Here is a 16,383-nt window from a genome sequence, read left to right as displayed (position 1 = left end):
ACGCATGATGTCGCCAGACTCCCCTTATTGAGCAGAACGATGATTGCCGTTGCTTTAGTTGATGACCATGTGGTGGTGCGCTCTGGATTTGCGCAGTTACTCAGCCTTGAAACCGATATCAAAATCGTTGGCCAATACAGCTGCGCCGCCGAAGCATTTCCTGCGTTGATAAAAAACCAGCCCGATGTCGCGGTGCTTGATGTTGCGATGCCGGACGAAAATGGGCTGAGTTTGCTTAAACGCCTGCGCCAGCAGCGTCCAGGATTTCGCGCCATTATTCTGAGCATTTATGACACCACCGCCTTTGTGCAAAGCGCGCTCGACGCCGGGGCCAGCGGTTATCTTACCAAACGCTGCGGCCCGGAAGAGTTAGTGCAGGCGGTGCGTACCGTCGGGATGGGCGGGCATTATTTGTGTGCTGATGCCCTGCGAGCGTTGCGCCATGCGGGCCAGCCCGCCAAAGTGCTGGAAGTTCTCACGCCACGCGAGCATGAAGTCTTCGATCTCCTGGTCAAAGGCGAAAGCGTGAAACACATCGCGGAGCAACTCAACCTGAGCCACAAAACGGTGCATGTTCATCGCGCTAATATCCTCGGCAAACTGCAATGCGAAAGCACTATCGACCTGGTGCATTTTGCCCTCGAACACCAACTGTTAGCCGGGCACTAAATGTCTCGTTCGTGGCGTCATCTGCTGTTATCGCTGTTTATTGTTTTTGCCTGGGGTTTGACCTGGCTTGCACTCTGGACGATCAGTTTTTATCTCACCGATAACGGTCAGCAAGCCACGCTGTTGCTACCGCAAGGCGTGCATCTTGCACTGCTGATTCTGCTGCATCGCCGCTATTGGCCGGCGCTGTTTATTCCGGTGCTGGGCCTGCTCGGCGGGCTTTGGCAACAGCAGTTGATGACCGAGCCGGTGATGTTACTCTCGCCCTTCCTCAGCGCCGTTCCCGCTCTGGTTGTTCAACATTACTGGCACCGCTACACGCTTTACTGGCAGCGACTTTCGCTGTTAATGGCGGCGATTACCAGCGACGCGCTGCTGCACACATTAGTGCTGACACCTTTTCTTTCGAGCACTCCATCGCAAACGCTCCTGGCGGCATTTACCGGCGGCGTGGTACTGACGCCCTTCGTCTATTTGATTTATGAATATCTGCGCCAGCAACACCTGGAAAGCCTGCTGGCTCAGGAAACGCCGAATCCGCCGCTGCGCACTTCATTGCTCATCTGGTGCAGCCTATTTTTTATCATTGGCGTCGGTGCGCAAATGGTAGTGTCGCCAGAAATCGAGCGGCTGTTGTTGATTGTGGTGTTTTTGCCAAACGTGGTGATGGCCTACAAATTTGGCTGGCAAGGCGGCGTGCTGGCAGCCCTGCTCGGCAGCATGATGATTACCATCGCCCGGCAAATTGGCAGCGGCTTTAACGGCCTGATGGAGATGGAACTGTTCCTTTCAACGCAGGCGCTTTTGGGGATTGGGCTGGGGATTGCGATAAGCCGCCAGCAGCATCTGGCCAATAATCTGCACCGTTATCGCCAACGCCTTGAGATTGAGTTGCAGGCGCGGCGCGAGCTAATGGAACAACTGGTGCACACCGAAGAGGACACGCGCAAAGACCTGGCGCGTGAGCTGCACGACGAAATTGGCCAGAATATTACTGCGATTCAAATTCAGTCGATGCTGGTGAAACGCACCGCCAGCGGCGATGCCACGGTACTCGCCGCCGAGCAAATCAACCAGCTTGCCCAACGAATCCACCACTCGACTCGCCACCTGTTGCGCCAGCTTCGCCCGCCGGTTTTAGACGAAATTTCTCTCGATAAAGCGCTGCATCACTTGATGCAGGAGTTCGCCTTTGCCGAGCGCGGAATTACTTGCCGTTTTCACTACGATTTACCCGGCCAGCCGACCAGCGACCCGGTGGTGTTTACGCTCTACCGTCTGGTGCAGGAACTGTTGAACAACATCTTCAAGCACGCCGATGCCAGCCTGATTGAAATCTCTTTAACTCAACAACCACAAGGCGTGCGCCTGGAAGTCAAAGACGATGGGATTGGTTTTAGCGGCACTACCCATAACGGCCACGGTTTGCAGGGAATTGCCGAGCGGATCCACGCCTTAGGGGGAGATTTACAGCTCGAAAGCCAGTCCGGTACACGTGTAATTGTTAACCTGCCCACACTTTTTGAACAAAAACAGGGATAACCAGGAATAATTCCTGGTTGGCTAAAACCTTGTCTCATCCCCTTTCTATCAGCGTTTTCTATAGTCATTTCAACCCGGAGGGCGAGCATGATTTCCGAGCAAACTATCGGTCGTGATTACCGTTACTGGCGCCCACGTTTGCTGCTGTCGATGGTCGTGGGATACGCCGCATTTTACCTGACGCGCAAAAGCGTCAGCTTCGTGCTCCCGGCAATGCAGGTCGATCTGGCGTTAAGCAAAGGCGATATCGGCTTATTAGGTACGCTGTTTTATCTCTCGTACGGCCTGTCGAAATTTGCCGCAGGATTGTGGCACGACCGCCGGGGCGCTCGCTGGTTTATGGGTGCGGGATTACTGGCAACCGGAGTACTGAATATTCTTTTTGCCTTCGGCACAAACCTGCCGATGTTGCTGATTATCTGGACATTGAACGGCTTCTTCCAGGGTTGGGGATGGCCGCCATGCGCGAGGTTGTTGACGCACTGGTATTCGCGTAACGAACGCGGTTTCTGGTGGGGATGCTGGAATACCTCCATTAACCTCGGTGGCGCTGCCGTTCCGCTGATTTCCGCGCTGATGGCGCTGTGGTTCGGCTGGCAGGCGTCGTTGTTTGTTTCTGGTGCCATCGGCATCGTGATTGGCATTTGGCTGTGTCGCAGCTTAACCGGCACGCCGCAAGAGTTGGGATTACCCCCGGTCGGCGTCTGGCGACATGACCCGCTGGAAATGCGCCAGCAGCAGCTCAGTCCGCCGATGCCGCAGTGGCAAATGTTTCGCAGCACGGTGTTGCAAAACCCGATGATCTGGCTGCTCGGCGTGAGTTACGTGTTGGTTTATCTGATTCGTATCGCGCTCAACGACTGGGGCAACATCTGGCTTTATGAAAGCCACGGCGTGAATTTACTCAGCGCCAACGCCACGGTGATGCTGTTCGAAATGGGTGGATTGTTGGGCGCACTGTTTGCTGGATGGGGTTCAGATTTGCTGTTTCGCGGCCAGCGCGGGCCGATGATTTTACTGTTCGCACTCGGGCTGTTTGTCTCGGTTGCCGCACTGTGGTTATCGCCGGTTCACCACTACGCGCTGCTGGCGGTGTGTTTTTTTTCCATCGGCTTTTTTGTCTTTGGCCCGCAGATGTTGATTGGCCTTGCCGCCGTGGAATGTAGCCATAAACAGGCGGCGGGTAGCGTCACGGGATTCTTAGGTTTATTTGCCTATCTGGGTGCGGCACTGGCGGGATGGCCGCTGTCGCAAGTGATTGAGCGTTACGGCTGGTCTGGGATGTTCGCGTTATTAACCGTGGCCGCCGCACTGATTGGATTTTTGCTGATGCCCCTGTTAATGGCGGGCATCAGCGCGCAGGACAGGAGTGTTGGCGCCATGGACCCGGCAGTGACCTTACCTCAGGACCCTTTATCTCAGGACAAATAGGATAATAATATGAAACTGACCGTGCTCTCTTCTCTGGTTGCTGCGGGTGTGGCGTTGGCTACCCTGTCCGGTGCCGCGCAGGCCAAAGGCCGTCTGGTGGTGTATTGCAGCGCCACCAACGAAATGTGTGAAACCGAAACCAAAGCCTTCGGCGAAAAATACGATGTGAAAACCTCGTTTATCCGCAACGGTTCAGGCAGCACGCTGGCGAAAGTCGATGCCGAGAAGAAAAACCCGCAGGCCGATGTGTGGTACGGCGGCACGCTGGACCCGCAATCTCAGGCGGGGGAAATGGATCTTCTGGAGCCGTACAAGTCAGCCAATCTTGCGCAAATTATGCCGAAGTTCCAGGACCCGGCCAAACGCAAAGGCAACTATTCCTCGGCGGTGTACATCGGCATTCTCGGTTTTGGCGTCAACACCCAGCGCCTGAAAGAGAAGAACCTGCCGGTGCCGAAGTGCTGGAAAGATCTGACCAACCCAATCTATAAAGGCGAAATCCAGGTTGCTGACCCGCAAAGCTCAGGCACCGCCTATACCGCGCTGGCGACATTCGCCCAACTGTGGGGCGAAGATCAGGCGTTCGATTACCTGAAAAAACTCAACGGCAATATTTCCCAGTACACCAAATCGGGTATCGCCCCGGCGCGTAACGCCGCCCGCGGTGAAACCGCCATCGGCATTGGCTTCCTGCACGATTACTCGCTGGAAAAAGAGAACGGCGCGCCGCTGGAGTTGATTTCCCCATGCGAAGGCACCGGCTATGAAATCGGCGGTGTCAGCATTCTGAAAGGCGCACGCAACATGGACAACGCCAAACTGTTCGTTGACTGGGTGCTGTCCAAAGAAGCGCAGGAACTCTCCTGGAAAAAAGGCAAGTCTTACCAAATTCTGACCAACACCACGGCTGAAAGCTCCCCGCTGTCGCTCAAGCTCGATGACCTGAAACTGATCAACTACGACATGGATAAATACGGTGCGACCGACATGCGTAAAGCGCTGATCAATAAATGGGTTAGCGAAGTGAAAATGGGTAACTAACCCATCAACAGGTGACATTGTCACGTCACCTGTTCCTCTTTTTCTTTCGGCCGATGAGGCACTTATGTCTGAAACTTTACTTTTGCGTACGCCTCGAAAGCGGGACGCTATTCTCTGGTGGGTGGCGCTTTGCTGGCTGGCTTTCGCCCTGCTGCCAAGCTGGAGCCTGGATTACGGCCTGTTTGAATCGACCCGCGAAGAACTGATCGCGGCTTATAGCTGGTCGGGCATCAATATTAGTCTGCTGTGGTACGTTTTGCCTTCGCTGTTGCTGCTGCGCCCGTTCAATGAACTGGGGCCAGAAAAGCGCCAGCGCCACTACTTTGACGCCGGTTGGGCATTGTTTTGCATGGCGTTTGTGGTCATCAGCGCAACCATAACCGAGCGCGGTATGGGCTACGCCACTATCGTGCTGTTTATCGCCCTCGGCATGGTGATCACACTCGCCTTGACCCGCCTCGAATGGCTGGGTGGCGACAGCTTTGTGATTGGTTCCCTGGTGACGATTGTGGCGCTGATTGGCGTGTTTATCGTCTGGCCGAGTGTCGCCATTTTCATTCCGATGTTTACCAATGATGCCGGGGAATTTGCCCCGCTGGCGTTTATGGCGGTACTCAGCCAGGCGCATATCATCCAGGTGATTATCAACTCCATCGCGCTGTCGATTGCGGTGGGGATCGGCTGTACGTTCTTCGGTCTGGTGCTGGCGATCTACACCACCCGCATCGCAAAACGCAGTGCGATTATTGGCCGTATCTTCTCGATTCTGCCGATTGTCACGCCGCCATTTGTGGTCGGCCTTGGTGTCACGTTGATGATGGGTCGTTCGGGGTATATCACCGAGCTGATGGTGGACTGGTTCGGGCTGACCAACACCAACTGGCTGTACGGTTTTACCGGCATCTGGCTGGCGCAGGTTCTGGCCTTCACGCCGATGGCCTTTATGATCCTCGACGGCGCGATTAAAACCATTCACCCGTCGCTGGAAGAAGCCTCTTACACCCTGCGTGCGACGCGCTGGAAAACCTTCAAAGGGGTGTTTTTACCTCTGCTGAAACCCGCGCTGGCAAACGCCTTCTTGATTGTGATTGTGCAATCGCTGGCGGACTTCAGTAACCCGCTGGTGTTAGGCGGCAACTTTGACGTGCTCGCCACGCAAATCTACTTCTACATCACCGGTTCACAGCTGGATTACCAGGCCGCCAGTACCCTCGGCGCGTTCCTGTTGCTGTTCTCGCTGCTGGTATTCTGCATCCAGTACATGTGGATTGGCAAACGTTCCTACGTCACCGTTTCCGGTAAATCCAACCGTGGCGATGTTCAGCCGCTGCCCGTGACGCTGGTGTGGGCGGTGGTCGCGTTATTAGCGGTGTGGATTGCCTTTAACGCCCTGCTCTATGGCAGCATTTTCTACGGCAGTTTCACCGTCAACTGGGGCGTGGATTACACGCTGACCTTCGATAACTTCATCAAGCTGTTCGGCCAGGGCATGAGCGATGGCGCGTGGCCTTCACTGCTCGACACCCTGCTGTACGCCGGAATTGCCGCGCCGATCACCGCTTTCTTCGGCTTGTTGATTGCCTGGATTGTGGTGCGCCAGCAGTTCCGGGGCAAAAAGACTATCGAGTTCACCACCATGCTGTGCTTTGCCGTTCCAGGCACCGTGGCGGGCGTTTCGTATATCCTGGCGTTTAACAGCGCCCCGGTTTACCTGACCGGAACGGCGGCGATTGTGATTATGTCGATGGTGATGCGTAACGTCCCCGTGGGGATTCGTGCCGGGATTGCTGGGCTTGGGCAAATCGACAAATCGCTCGACGAGGCCTCGTTGAGCCTGCGAGCAGGGTCGATGCGCACCATTATCAACATTCTGCTACCGCTGCTGCGCCCGGCGATTTTATCCGCGCTGATCTACAGCTTTGTGCGCGCCATTACGACAGTTAGTGCAATCGTCTTCCTCGTCACGCCGGATACGCGAGTGGCTACCGCCTACATTCTGAACCGCGTGGAAGATGGCGAATATGGCGTGGCGATTGCCTACGGCTCGATTCTTATCGTCGTAATGCTGACCATTATTTTCATTTTTGACTGGCTGATTGGTGAAGCGCGAATCTCACGCTCAAAAGCCAAAACCAACGCGTGATTACGGAGTAAAACATGACACAACCTCATTTTGTAGAACTGCGCAATGTCACGAAACGGTTTGGCAATAACACCGTCATTGAAGGCATTAATCTGGCGATCCCAAAGGGTGAAATGGTGACGTTGCTTGGGCCGTCAGGCTGCGGGAAAACCACGGTTTTACGCCTGGTGGCCGGGCTTGAAAAACCCACTGAAGGGCAGATTTTTATTGATGGCGAAGACGTGACGCACCGTTCCATTCAGCAGCGTGACATCTGCATGGTGTTCCAGTCCTACGCCCTGTTCCCGCATATGTCGCTGGGCGATAACGTCGGTTACGGGCTGAAGATGCTCGGCACACCACGAGAGGAAATTAAAACACGCGTCAAAGAGGCGCTGGCGATGGTGGACTTAGACGGTTTCGAAGACCGTTTCGTTGACCAGATTTCCGGCGGCCAGCAGCAGCGTGTGGCACTGGCGCGCGCGTTGATCCTCAAACCCAAAGTGCTGCTGTTTGACGAGCCGTTAAGTAATCTTGACGCCAACCTGCGCCGCAGCATGCGCGACAAAATCCGCGAACTGCAAAAGCAATTCAACATCACGTCACTGTACGTTACTCACGATCAGAGCGAAGCCTTTGCGGTGTCGGACACGGTGCTGGTGATGAACAAAGGCGAAATCATGCAGATTGGCAGCCCGCAAACTCTGTATCGCCAGCCAGCATCGCGCTTTATGGCAAGTTTTATGGGCGATGCCAACATCTTCCCGGCACGCTTTGGCAGCGATTTTGTCGAGATCCACGGCTACCGTTTGCCGCGCCCGCCGCAGTTGACCATCACTCAGGCGCAAGGCACGGTTGGCGTACGCCCGGAAGCGATAACGCTGAGTGAACACGGCGAAGAAAGCCAATGCTGCGTGGTGCGCCATGTGGCGTATATGGGGCCGCAATATGAAGTGACGGTGGAATGGCATGGGCAGTCGCTGCTGTTGCAGGTGAATGCCACGCGCTTACAGCCTGATGTGGGGGATAATTATTATCTCGAGATCCATCCGTATGGCATGTTTATTTTGGCGGATGCTGCGTAAATGGTGGATGACGCCTGCGGCTTATCCCCCCTACAAAATCATGCATTTGTAGGGGGATAAACGCCAGCGTCATCCGACAACGGCTTACAGCAACCCGCAGCGTTTTTTACTGCGATCTGATGCCTGCTGATACAGTTCAAATTCGTCGGCAACGGGCGCACCGAGCGCTTCTTCAAACGCGTTGCGGCTGGAATGGCCGTGGCTGCGTGCCCCGCCTTCGCTGCCCAAATTTGACTGGAAAATCCCAGCCGCACTCACCGGCAGGAAATCTTCGTAGATGATCGGTTGTGCCACCAGCCAGCCGCGCTCAATCAACGGTTGCGGGTCATCGCCGGGTTTAATCGCCTGGCGGTGCATTTCACCCACCGGCGTTAAACGGTAACGGAAATACGCCAGATCCTGGCAGCGCATCAGCGTTTCGCTGTCTGGCAGGCGGCTGAATATTTCCTGCAAATGCTGCTGATGGCTGAAGTTATCCTGGCCGCTGCCCGCCTCGTTAAGCAATTCATCATATAAGGCGCGCCCTTTCGGGGTGAGCGCAACACCGCGCTGCTCGATTTCACCGAAGCGTGCGGTATGCGTGCCGTGATGAACGCCCGCAAAAATGATGGGTTCTTCGAGCGCCTTGAAGCTGGTCTGACGCAGCAAAATCGGGAAGTTGCGTCGTGGCGGACCTTCGATAATCGCTTTCGGCGCAATACCATATTCCGGCATCAGCGCTTGTACGCGGTCGATATCCAGCGTGCGTGGCGTGAGGTGGTTAATGTGGCAGCCACGGAAACAGACCACGTCGGCAATTAAACGATGCTGATTATGAAACGCCTGATAGGTCTGCGCATCCACCGTGGCATGGCTGTGCCAGCGGAACGTTTCCAGCGCCTGAGTCACAAACTCGTCGGCCTGCGCTTCAGTAAATGCACCCTGCTGGTCGTAAATATCGAGCAACGCCCGGCAACGCGGGGTGAAAATGTCACGTTCTGCGAGAATGGCCGCAGCGGTTTTACGCAACGCTTCGTCGTCAATCAGCTCTAAACGCAGCAGCGAGGTGAAAATGCGGAACGGGTTACGTGCCAGCGCCGCATCCTCAATCGGGCGAAACGCCGTGGAATGCACCGGAACACCAGCCTGGGAGAGGTCGTAATAGCCGACCGGAACCATGCCCATAACGGCAAAAACGCGGCGCAACGTCGCCAGTTCTTCCGCTTTCCCCACCCTGATTGCCCCGTGGCGTTCAACGTTCAAACGCGCCAGTTCGTCAGCATTTTCTAGCTGTTGCTGCAAATCGGGACTGTTTTCTAACACCGCCAGATTCACGTCGGCCACTAACTCTAACAAGGTGCCGTACTGAGGCACCTCTTGCTGGTACATCGCCGACATTGCTTGCGAAAATTTTTCCTGAATATCATCAGCCGTGATGTTGTTCGCCATGATGTCGTATCTCCAGTGAATATTGCTGAAAGCGTAGAATGTCGTGCGGGGGTTTTGGGGGAAGAATTTTCGTTTTGTGACCGACTATACAGCCGTACATCAGAAGTAATGCTAACCGCCGGTTACATAACTAAAAGCTATGTAAAACCACGCTTAAATTCACTTTAATTTAACAACCTATTAACTGAGACTGGCTGTGGCGATTTTTAAAACCACAACATATCGCCCCTGCATACCCTACAACTGGAGCTGGCTATGTCTCAGATTTGGCAACCTCGTGAATTGGTTCATCGTGATTACGATTCGCACCCACCGGCATTCGCGCCGGGCTACAAAACCAGTGTGTTACGCTCGCCGCGCAACGCGCTTATCTCATTGCAGAACTCCCTTTCTGAGATAACCGGGCCGATTTTTGGCGCAAAAGATCTCGACCCGCTCGATAACGATCTGATCATGAATTACGCCAAAGACGGCCTGCCGATTGGCGAGCGTATAATTGTGCATGGCTATGTGCGCGACGGCTTTGGTCGCCCGATGAAAAACACGCTGGTTGAAGTATGGCAGGCCAATGCGGGCGGGCGTTATCGCCACAAGAAAGACAAATATTTAGCGCCTATCGACCCTAATTTTGGCGGCTGTGGGCGCGTGCTGACCGACGAAAATGGCTATTACTTTTTCCGCACCATCAAGCCCGGCCCGTATCCGTGGCGTAATCAGGCCAGCGACTGGCGGCCTTCACATATTCACTTTTCACTTTCCGGTGACGCCTTCGCCCAGCGGCTGATTACACAGATGTATTTTGAAGGCGATCCGCTGATCAAGCAGTGTCCGATTGTGAAAACGATTAATAACGATGACGCCATCCGCACGCTGATTGCCGAACTGGATACCCACGCCGCGGTGCCGCTCGATTGTCTGGCGTATCGCTTTGATTTAGTGCTGCGCGGTCAACGTGCCACGCTGTTTGAAAATCGCACTCAAGGAGCCGTGTGATGAAAGATTATTTAGCCGAAACCGCCTCGCAAACCGCAGGCCCGTATGTGCACATTGGTCTCGCTCCACAGGCTGCCGGATTTAACATTTTCGAGAAAAACTTCAGCCATGTGCTGACCAACTCCCACACCCAGGGCGAACGCATTGTCGTTGAAGGCCGGGTGTTCGACGGCTCCGGCACGCCGGTGCGTGATGTGCTGTTGGAAGTGTGGCAAGCCAACGCTGCCGGGCGTTACAACCACCCTGCTGACCAGCAAACGAAGAAAGCCCTGGATGAGGATTTCCGTGGCTGGGGCCGCACGTGTTCAGATTTTGACAGCGGTGTGTGGCGTTTTGACACCATCAAGCCTGGTGCGGTTGTCGGGCGCGATGGGCGATTAATGGCTCCGCATCTGAACCTGTGGATTGTGGCTCGCGGAATTAACATCGGCCTGAATACGCGGATGTATTTTTCTGACGAGCAAACGGCAAATGAAACCGACCCGGTGCTGAATCTTATCGAGTGGGAAGTGCGCCGCAATACCTTGATTGGCAAACGCGAGCAGCGCGGATCTGAGATTGTTTATACGTTTGATATTTATCTTCAGGGGGAGAAGGAGACGGTGTTTTTTGATGTATAGGTGGGGCACCGTTTTCTGGCAAGATCGCAGTGTTCCGTTCACCCGAAAGCAATTCGTTCCCACATTGTTCTGTGAACGGTGAACGTGCCAAGGAGAGAGCGCCCTCTCCTTGGCAATCCTGGCGCCCGGTAATTAAATTGCCGCTGCGCGGTAAACCCCAGCTTATCCCCAACGTTCAGGGTCGTTCGCGACTCGCTCCCGGCGATCGCTCTCTTTCGCTGCTCCCGGCAGCTCAACCCTGACTTATGGGTAACGCTGGGGCAATTTATACCGGGGACAAGGTCAAAACCGATTCGGCTTTTGACCTTAGCTTTTGACGTTGACCTTTGAGTCCGGCATAAATCGCCTCCGTTTTGACTGTAAGGCCGGGTCGAGCCGTCAGGAACGGCGAGAGGTTGTGAGCGCCGGGAGCGAGTCACAACCGCCCCTGGGACTGAAAGGAAAAACGGAGGTTTACCGCGCAGCGGCGATTTAAACGCCGGGAGCCGGGATTGCAAAGGGTGCTGCGGTTAGCACCCTTTGCACGTTCACCGTTTCGGTAACTACAGGGATCACTGAACGGTTAGTGAACGGAACAAACACCATTCCGGCAAAGGCCCCGCCGATAACCCCACCCTCACCATTTGTTATCAATAAAACTCAGTTGTTAATGAAATTTTGCTAGCAAGTTATCAAAATTAAACAACTTATCTTGTCAGTGCCACGCGTCTGTTTTTAACATCAGGTTATGGAAAAAAACGGTTTGTTCAGTCAGCGCATTCGCTTGCGCCATCTTCATACTTTCGTGGCTGTCGCTCAACAGGGAACACTGGGGCGCGCAGCTGAAACTCTTAATCTTAGCCAGCCTGCACTTTCAAAGACGCTTAATGAGCTTGAGCAACTCACCGGCACGCGTTTGTTTGAGCGTGGGCGGCTTGGCGCGCAGATGACGCTGATGGGCGAGCAGTTCCTGACGCATGCTGTGAAGGTGCTCGATGCACTCAATCACGCCGGGCAATCGCTAAATCAGAAAGATGGGCAAAGTACCACTGTGGTTCGCGTCGGCGCACTGCCCACGGCGGCGCTGGGGATATTACCTAAAGTTATCGGCCAGTTTCATAAGCAGCAAAGCGATGTCACGTTACAAGTGGCGACCATGAATAACACCATGCTGCTGTCTGGTTTGAAATCGGGCGAGTTGGACCTGGGTATTGGCCGTATGTCAGACCCGGAATTGATGACCGGGCTGAATTATGAGCTGTTATTCCTCGAGTCATTAAAACTGGTGGTGCGCCCTGGGCATCCGCTGCTGCATGAAAATATCACGCTGAGTCGCGTGATGGAGTGGCCCGTCGTGGTGTCGCCGAAGGGGACGATTCCACGTCAGAACGCGGAAACGCTGCTCGTCAGCCAGGGGTGTAAAATGTCGGCCACCTGTGTTGAAACGCTGTCTGCTTCGCTTTCGCGCCAGTTGACCGTCGATTACAACTACGTCTGGTTTGTGCCTTCAGGTGCCGTGAAAGAGGATTTGCGTCAGGGAACGCTGACTTCGCTACCGGTCACTACGCAAGGTGTTGGCGAGCCGATTGGGGTTTTAACGCGGGTGGATACGCCACTGTCTCCAGCAGCGCAGATTTTACTGTCGTCGATTCGGAAATCGATTCCGGGGTGAAAAATGGTGGATGACGCCTATGGCTTATCCACCCTACAACACTGTTTTCGTAGGTCGGATAAGCGTTAGCGTCATCCGACATGAATTAACCGGCGGCATCCAACTCATCAAACACCTGTTGTGCCAGATGCATGGTGGCGTTGGCTGCGGGTAAACCGCAGTACAGCGCCGAATGCATGATCAACTCTTTAAGCTCATCCCGCGTCACGCCGTTATTAAATGCGGCGCGAAGGTGCATTTTCAGCTCGGCTTCACGGTTTAGCGCAATCAACATCGCGATGGTGATCATGCTGCGGGTATGGCGCTCAAGCCCCGGCCGTGTCCAGATATCACCCCATGCATAGCGCGTGATGAAGTTCTGAAACTCGTCATTCAGCGGCGTGAGCTGGGACAGTGTACGGTCTACGTGGCTGTCACCCAGCACCGCACGACGCACTTCCATGCCCTGCTGATAGTGTTCTTCGTCCTTCATGATGTCAGTCGTCCTGTTGAATAAAGTTAAGCAGCGCCACATTGAAACCATGAGCGTCGCCGACATTGGAAAGATGCGAGGATTCAAGCGTGACGAGATGTGAGCCGTGGACTTGCTGATGCATAAATTCGCTGTCGGCGACGCTGCAAACCGGGTCACTGGCTCCGGCGATAAACTGCATCGGTAATGTGATGTTGCCAATTTCACCCCGCAAATCGGCGGCGGCAAGCGCTTCGCAACAAGAGGCATAACCTTCCGTATCAATGCCCGCAAGGGTTGCGCACAGGGCATCAACTTGCGAGTGGTGATGTTTCACAAAATCTTCGGTAAACCAGCGCTGTGGCGCACTGTTAGCGATGGCCTCCATACCGTCATGACGCACGGTTCGTGCGCGCTCAAGCCAGCCGTTTTGTTCGCCCACTTTCGCCGCACTGTTGGCAACGGTGACGGAAAGAAAACGCTCCGGGGCAAAACGTGCCAACCATAAACCCGTCAGCCCGCCCATGGAAATCCCGCAGAAATGCGCCTGTTTAACGCCTGCATCATCCATCACGCTGATGACGTCTTCCGCTAGTTGCGGCAGCGTTGTTTTGCCATTTTTGGTGGTGCGTCCGTGGCCGTGTGTGTCGTAACGCAGCACGCGGAAATTCTCAAGCAATGCCGCCATTTGTGGCTGCCACATCTCAAGCGTGGTACCCAGCGAGTTCGACAACACCACGACCGGTGCGCCACTGCGCCCTTCCAGTTGATAATAAAGGCTCATGTTGCCCTCCTGGTTTGTTGTGCCGCCCGCGCCAGAACCTGGCGGATAAACGCGTCGTTGCTGCCGAGGGCGTGTTGCGGGTCGAGCAAATGTTCGATTTGAGTCAAAGAAAGATATGGCGTGACTTGTGGGTTTTCTGCGAGCAATGCCGCAAGCGGCTGGTTTTCATCCAGCGCACGGTGGCAGAGCTGTTCCACTAAGTGATGCGCAGGCTGTTTGCCCATAAACTCCGCCAGGGCCAGCGTCACGGATTCCGCCATAATCAGGCCGTGAGTGATATCCAGATTGGCGCGCATTTTGACGGTATTCACCTGCATGCCGTTGAGTAATTCCAGCGACGTTTGCATCACCCCACCCGCAAGCGTAATCAGTTGCGGCAGCACTTCCCATTCAGCCTGCCAACCGCCAAGCGCCCTTTCATGCTGCTGATTCTGACTGGCGTACATCGTCGCCATCAGCCCCGGAATGCGTGTGTTTGCCGTTAAAATTGCCGCGCAGCTTACCGGGTTACGTTTGTGCGGCATGGTTGATGAACCACCGCGCCCTTCTGCAATCGGCTCGCCGACTTCGGCAACTTCGGTTTGCATCAGTAACGAAAAATCGCTGGCAAATTTCCCGAGCGTGCTCGCCACACCAGCGAACCAGGCGGCGGTTTCCAGCAACCTGTCGCGCTGGCTGTGCCAGGGTGTATCGGCTTGATGAAGCTCCAGGGCGTTTGCCAACGCCTGCGCCACCGTAATTCCCTGCTCTTTCAGCGAGGCCAGCGTTCCGGCGGCTCCGCCGAATTGCAGCACCAGCACACGCGGTTTGATTTCATGCAGGCGTTGCTGCCAGCGCAATAGCGCATCAAGCGTTCCTGCGAGTTTCAGACCAAAAGTGATCGGCAGCGCGTGCTGCATCCAGGTGCGGCCCGCCATGACGCTGTGCTGATGGTGTTGAATTTGTTCGATTAACGCGCGGATGAGTTGTTCGATAAGCACTTCAGAAACTAAAAACGCTTCCCGCAGTTGCAGAACCAGGCCCGTATCTATCACATCCTGGCTGGTTGCTCCCCAGTGAACGTACCGCGCGGCCTGTTCATCCTGACGCTTTACGTTAGCGGTGAGCTGTTTCACCAGCGGGATCGCCAGGTTTCCGGCTCCAGCCGCCGCTTGCGCCAGCGCCTGCGGGTCGAGTTTATCGGCCTGACACTGCGCGGAAATCACGGTGATAACCGATTCCGGGATCACGCCACATTTCGCACAAGCCAGCGCCAGTGCCGCTTCAAAATCCAGCATCCCTTGTAACGTGTTGTCATCGCTGAAAATTTCGCTCAACGGTGATGCACGCAACATGGGGGTAAACAGTGTCATGCCTGCTCCTTAAACGCGTTCGATTATCAGTGCAATCCCCTGACCGACACCAATACACATAGTACATAGCGCGTAACGTCCGCCGCTGCGCTTGAGCTGATACGCGGCGGTCATCGCCAGACGCCCACCTGACGCGCCAAGCGGGTGCCCAAGCGCAATCGCGCCGCCGTTCGGATTCACATGTTCAGCGTCATCCGGCAGGCCTAGATCGCGCATCACAGCCAGTGCCTGCGCGGCAAAGGCTTCATTTAATTCAATCACATCCATCTGCGCCAGCGTTAAGCCCGTTTGCGCCAGCACTTTACGCACTGCGGGAGCCGGGCCAAAACCCATAATCCGGGGCGCAACCCCTGCCGTTGCCACGCCGACGACACGCGCCAGCGGCTGTAATCCGTGGGTATTTAGCGCTTGTTCACTGGCTAACAACAAAGCACATGCGCCATCGTTTACGCCGGATGCATTCCCGGCGGTGACGGTGCCCTCCGCCCGCACCACGCCTTTGAGTTTCGCCAGCGCTTCAATAGAGGTGGAGCGCGGATGTTCATCGCGGCTAAACAGCACCGCTTCGCCTTTGCGCTGGGCGATGGAAACCGGAATCAGTTCGTCGTCGAACATCCCCGTTTCCTGAGCGCGAGCGGTGCGAAGCTGGCTGCGTAATGCAAATGCGTCCTGATCGGCCCGGTTGATGTTGAAATCCGTCGCCACGTTTTCAGCCGTTTCTGGCATCGGATCCACGCCGTATTGCGCTTTCATCAGCGGATTAATAAACCGCCAGCCGATGGTGGTATCTTCCATTTTCATACTGCGACTAAACGCGCTTTCGGCTTTGCCCATCACAAACGGTGCGCGCGACATGCTTTCCACCCCGCCCGCAATCATCAAATGCGTTTCACCGCTTTTGATTGCCCGCGCCGCTATACCCAATGCATCAAGGCTTGAGCCGCACAAACGGTTGATGGTGCTGCCCGGTACGGTTTCGGGTAATCCTGCCAGTAACAGCGCCATGCGGGCGACGTTGCGGTTATCTTCCCCGGCCTGGTTTGCGCAGCCGTAGATCACATCGTCAATCGCTGACCAATCCAGGTTCGGATGGCGCTCGAGTAACGCTTTCAACGGCAACGCGGCTAAATCATCGCTGCGAACGCTGGAGAGTGTGCCACCAAAACGACCAAACGGAGTCCGCACTCCATCACAGATAAATGCTTGATTCATCA

General features: G+C 55.2%; 14 protein-coding genes. 9 read left to right on the top strand and 5 right to left on the bottom strand.

What is annotated here, in order from left to right:
- Positions 1-39 precede the first annotated feature (39 nt).
- From AC0IWZ_RS08950 to fbpC, 6 genes are all read left to right on the top strand, one after another.
- Positions 40-669, top strand: coding sequence for a response regulator transcription factor (locus tag AC0IWZ_RS08950; RefSeq protein WP_172894395.1), 630 nt, complete (start codon positions 40-42; stop codon positions 667-669).
- Complete coding sequence (locus tag AC0IWZ_RS08945; RefSeq protein WP_410372550.1) at positions 670-2,211, top strand: MASE1 domain-containing sensor histidine kinase; 1,542 nt, start codon at positions 670-672, stop codon at positions 2,209-2,211.
- A gap of 87 nt (positions 2,212-2,298) precedes the next feature.
- Complete coding sequence (uhpC, locus tag AC0IWZ_RS08940) at positions 2,299-3,642, top strand: MFS transporter family glucose-6-phosphate receptor UhpC (RefSeq protein WP_410372551.1); 1,344 nt, start codon at positions 2,299-2,301, stop codon at positions 3,640-3,642.
- 9 nt (positions 3,643-3,651) lie between these two features.
- On the top strand, positions 3,652-4,683 hold the full coding sequence (locus AC0IWZ_RS08935; RefSeq protein WP_034495116.1) for an ABC transporter substrate-binding protein: 1,032 nt from the start codon (positions 3,652-3,654) through the stop codon (positions 4,681-4,683).
- Positions 4,684-4,747: 64 nt separating this feature from the next.
- Positions 4,748-6,826, top strand: a complete 2,079-nt coding sequence (locus AC0IWZ_RS08930; RefSeq protein WP_471677554.1) for an ABC transporter permease — start codon at positions 4,748-4,750, stop codon at positions 6,824-6,826.
- 14 nt (positions 6,827-6,840) lie between these two features.
- Positions 6,841-7,890, top strand: coding sequence for a ferric ABC transporter ATP-binding protein (gene fbpC, locus AC0IWZ_RS08925; protein ID WP_471677555.1), 1,050 nt, complete (start codon positions 6,841-6,843; stop codon positions 7,888-7,890).
- A gap of 84 nt (positions 7,891-7,974) precedes the next feature.
- On the opposite strand, the gene hglS is transcribed toward fbpC, so the two are convergent.
- On the bottom strand, positions 7,975-9,318 hold the full coding sequence (hglS, locus tag AC0IWZ_RS08920) for a 2-oxoadipate dioxygenase/decarboxylase HglS (RefSeq protein WP_471677556.1): 1,344 nt from the start codon (positions 9,316-9,318) through the stop codon (positions 7,975-7,977).
- Positions 9,319-9,573: 255 nt separating this feature from the next.
- On the opposite strand from hglS, the gene pcaH reads away from it, so the two are divergent.
- From pcaH to pcaQ, 3 genes are all read left to right on the top strand, one after another.
- Positions 9,574-10,311 carry a protocatechuate 3,4-dioxygenase subunit beta gene (gene pcaH / locus AC0IWZ_RS08915; RefSeq protein WP_034495085.1) on the top strand — a complete coding sequence of 246 codons (738 nt, stop codon included), beginning with the start codon at positions 9,574-9,576 and terminating at the stop codon, positions 10,309-10,311.
- Positions 10,311-10,931: a protocatechuate 3,4-dioxygenase subunit alpha gene (pcaG, locus tag AC0IWZ_RS08910; RefSeq protein ID WP_471677557.1), complete on the top strand. Its 621-nt coding sequence runs from the start codon at positions 10,311-10,313 to the stop codon at positions 10,929-10,931. Before pcaH ends, pcaG begins: the two co-directional genes overlap by 1 nt.
- A 727-nt stretch (positions 10,932-11,658) precedes the next feature.
- Entirely contained in the window at positions 11,659-12,582 is a 924-nt protein-coding gene (pcaQ, locus tag AC0IWZ_RS08905; protein WP_034495082.1) for a pca operon transcription factor PcaQ, read from the top strand.
- Positions 12,583-12,667: 85 nt separating this feature from the next.
- Here the strand turns inward: pcaQ and pcaC are convergent, their stop codons facing one another.
- Genes pcaC through pcaF form a run of 4 tightly spaced genes read right to left on the bottom strand, consistent with a single transcriptional unit; the run spans position 12,668 to position 16,381 of the window.
- Positions 12,668-13,054, bottom strand: a complete 387-nt coding sequence (gene pcaC / locus AC0IWZ_RS08900; RefSeq protein ID WP_115628896.1) for a 4-carboxymuconolactone decarboxylase — start codon at positions 13,052-13,054, stop codon at positions 12,668-12,670.
- A 4-nt stretch (positions 13,055-13,058) separates the two neighbouring features.
- Positions 13,059-13,817, bottom strand: a complete 759-nt coding sequence (gene pcaD, locus AC0IWZ_RS08895) for a 3-oxoadipate enol-lactonase (protein WP_034495078.1) — start codon at positions 13,815-13,817, stop codon at positions 13,059-13,061.
- Positions 13,814-15,169 carry a 3-carboxy-cis,cis-muconate cycloisomerase gene (locus AC0IWZ_RS08890; protein ID WP_471677558.1) on the bottom strand — a complete coding sequence of 452 codons (1,356 nt, stop codon included), beginning with the start codon at positions 15,167-15,169 and terminating at the stop codon, positions 13,814-13,816. The genes pcaD and AC0IWZ_RS08890 overlap by 4 nt, the downstream gene beginning before the upstream one ends.
- A 9-nt stretch (positions 15,170-15,178) precedes the next feature.
- Positions 15,179-16,381: a 3-oxoadipyl-CoA thiolase gene (gene pcaF / locus AC0IWZ_RS08885; RefSeq protein WP_471677560.1), complete on the bottom strand. Its 1,203-nt coding sequence runs from the start codon at positions 16,379-16,381 to the stop codon at positions 15,179-15,181.
- Positions 16,382-16,383 lie beyond the last annotated feature (2 nt).

Source organism: Buttiauxella sp. AC142 (assembly GCF_979253435.1).
The sequence above is the reverse complement of the archived record's forward strand: the minus strand, read 5'-3'. Positions and strand labels throughout refer to the sequence as shown.

Bases quoted from the DNA above. Each gene is read 5' to 3' on its own strand.
- pcaQ (WP_034495082.1), top strand. From the start codon at position 11,659: ATGGAAAAAAACGGTTTGTTCAGTCAGCGCATTCGCTTGCGCCATCTT.
- uhpC (WP_410372551.1), top strand. From the start codon at position 2,299: ATGATTTCCGAGCAAACTATCGGTCGTGATTACCGTTACTGGCGCCCA.
- AC0IWZ_RS08890 (WP_471677558.1), bottom strand. From the start codon at position 15,169: ATGACACTGTTTACCCCCATGTTGCGTGCATCACCGTTGAGCGAAATT.
- pcaD (WP_034495078.1), bottom strand. From the start codon at position 13,817: ATGAGCCTTTATTATCAACTGGAAGGGCGCAGTGGCGCACCGGTCGTG.
- AC0IWZ_RS08950 (WP_172894395.1), top strand. From the start codon at position 40: ATGATTGCCGTTGCTTTAGTTGATGACCATGTGGTGGTGCGCTCTGGA.
- pcaF (WP_471677560.1), bottom strand. From the start codon at position 16,381: ATGAATCAAGCATTTATCTGTGATGGAGTGCGGACTCCGTTTGGTCGT.
- pcaH (WP_034495085.1), top strand. From the start codon at position 9,574: ATGTCTCAGATTTGGCAACCTCGTGAATTGGTTCATCGTGATTACGAT.
- AC0IWZ_RS08945 (WP_410372550.1), top strand. From the start codon at position 670: ATGTCTCGTTCGTGGCGTCATCTGCTGTTATCGCTGTTTATTGTTTTT.
- AC0IWZ_RS08935 (WP_034495116.1), top strand. From the start codon at position 3,652: ATGAAACTGACCGTGCTCTCTTCTCTGGTTGCTGCGGGTGTGGCGTTG.
- hglS (WP_471677556.1), bottom strand. From the start codon at position 9,318: ATGGCGAACAACATCACGGCTGATGATATTCAGGAAAAATTTTCGCAA.
- fbpC (WP_471677555.1), top strand. From the start codon at position 6,841: ATGACACAACCTCATTTTGTAGAACTGCGCAATGTCACGAAACGGTTT.
- pcaC (WP_115628896.1), bottom strand. From the start codon at position 13,054: ATGAAGGACGAAGAACACTATCAGCAGGGCATGGAAGTGCGTCGTGCG.
- AC0IWZ_RS08930 (WP_471677554.1), top strand. From the start codon at position 4,748: ATGTCTGAAACTTTACTTTTGCGTACGCCTCGAAAGCGGGACGCTATT.
- pcaG (WP_471677557.1), top strand. From the start codon at position 10,311: ATGAAAGATTATTTAGCCGAAACCGCCTCGCAAACCGCAGGCCCGTAT.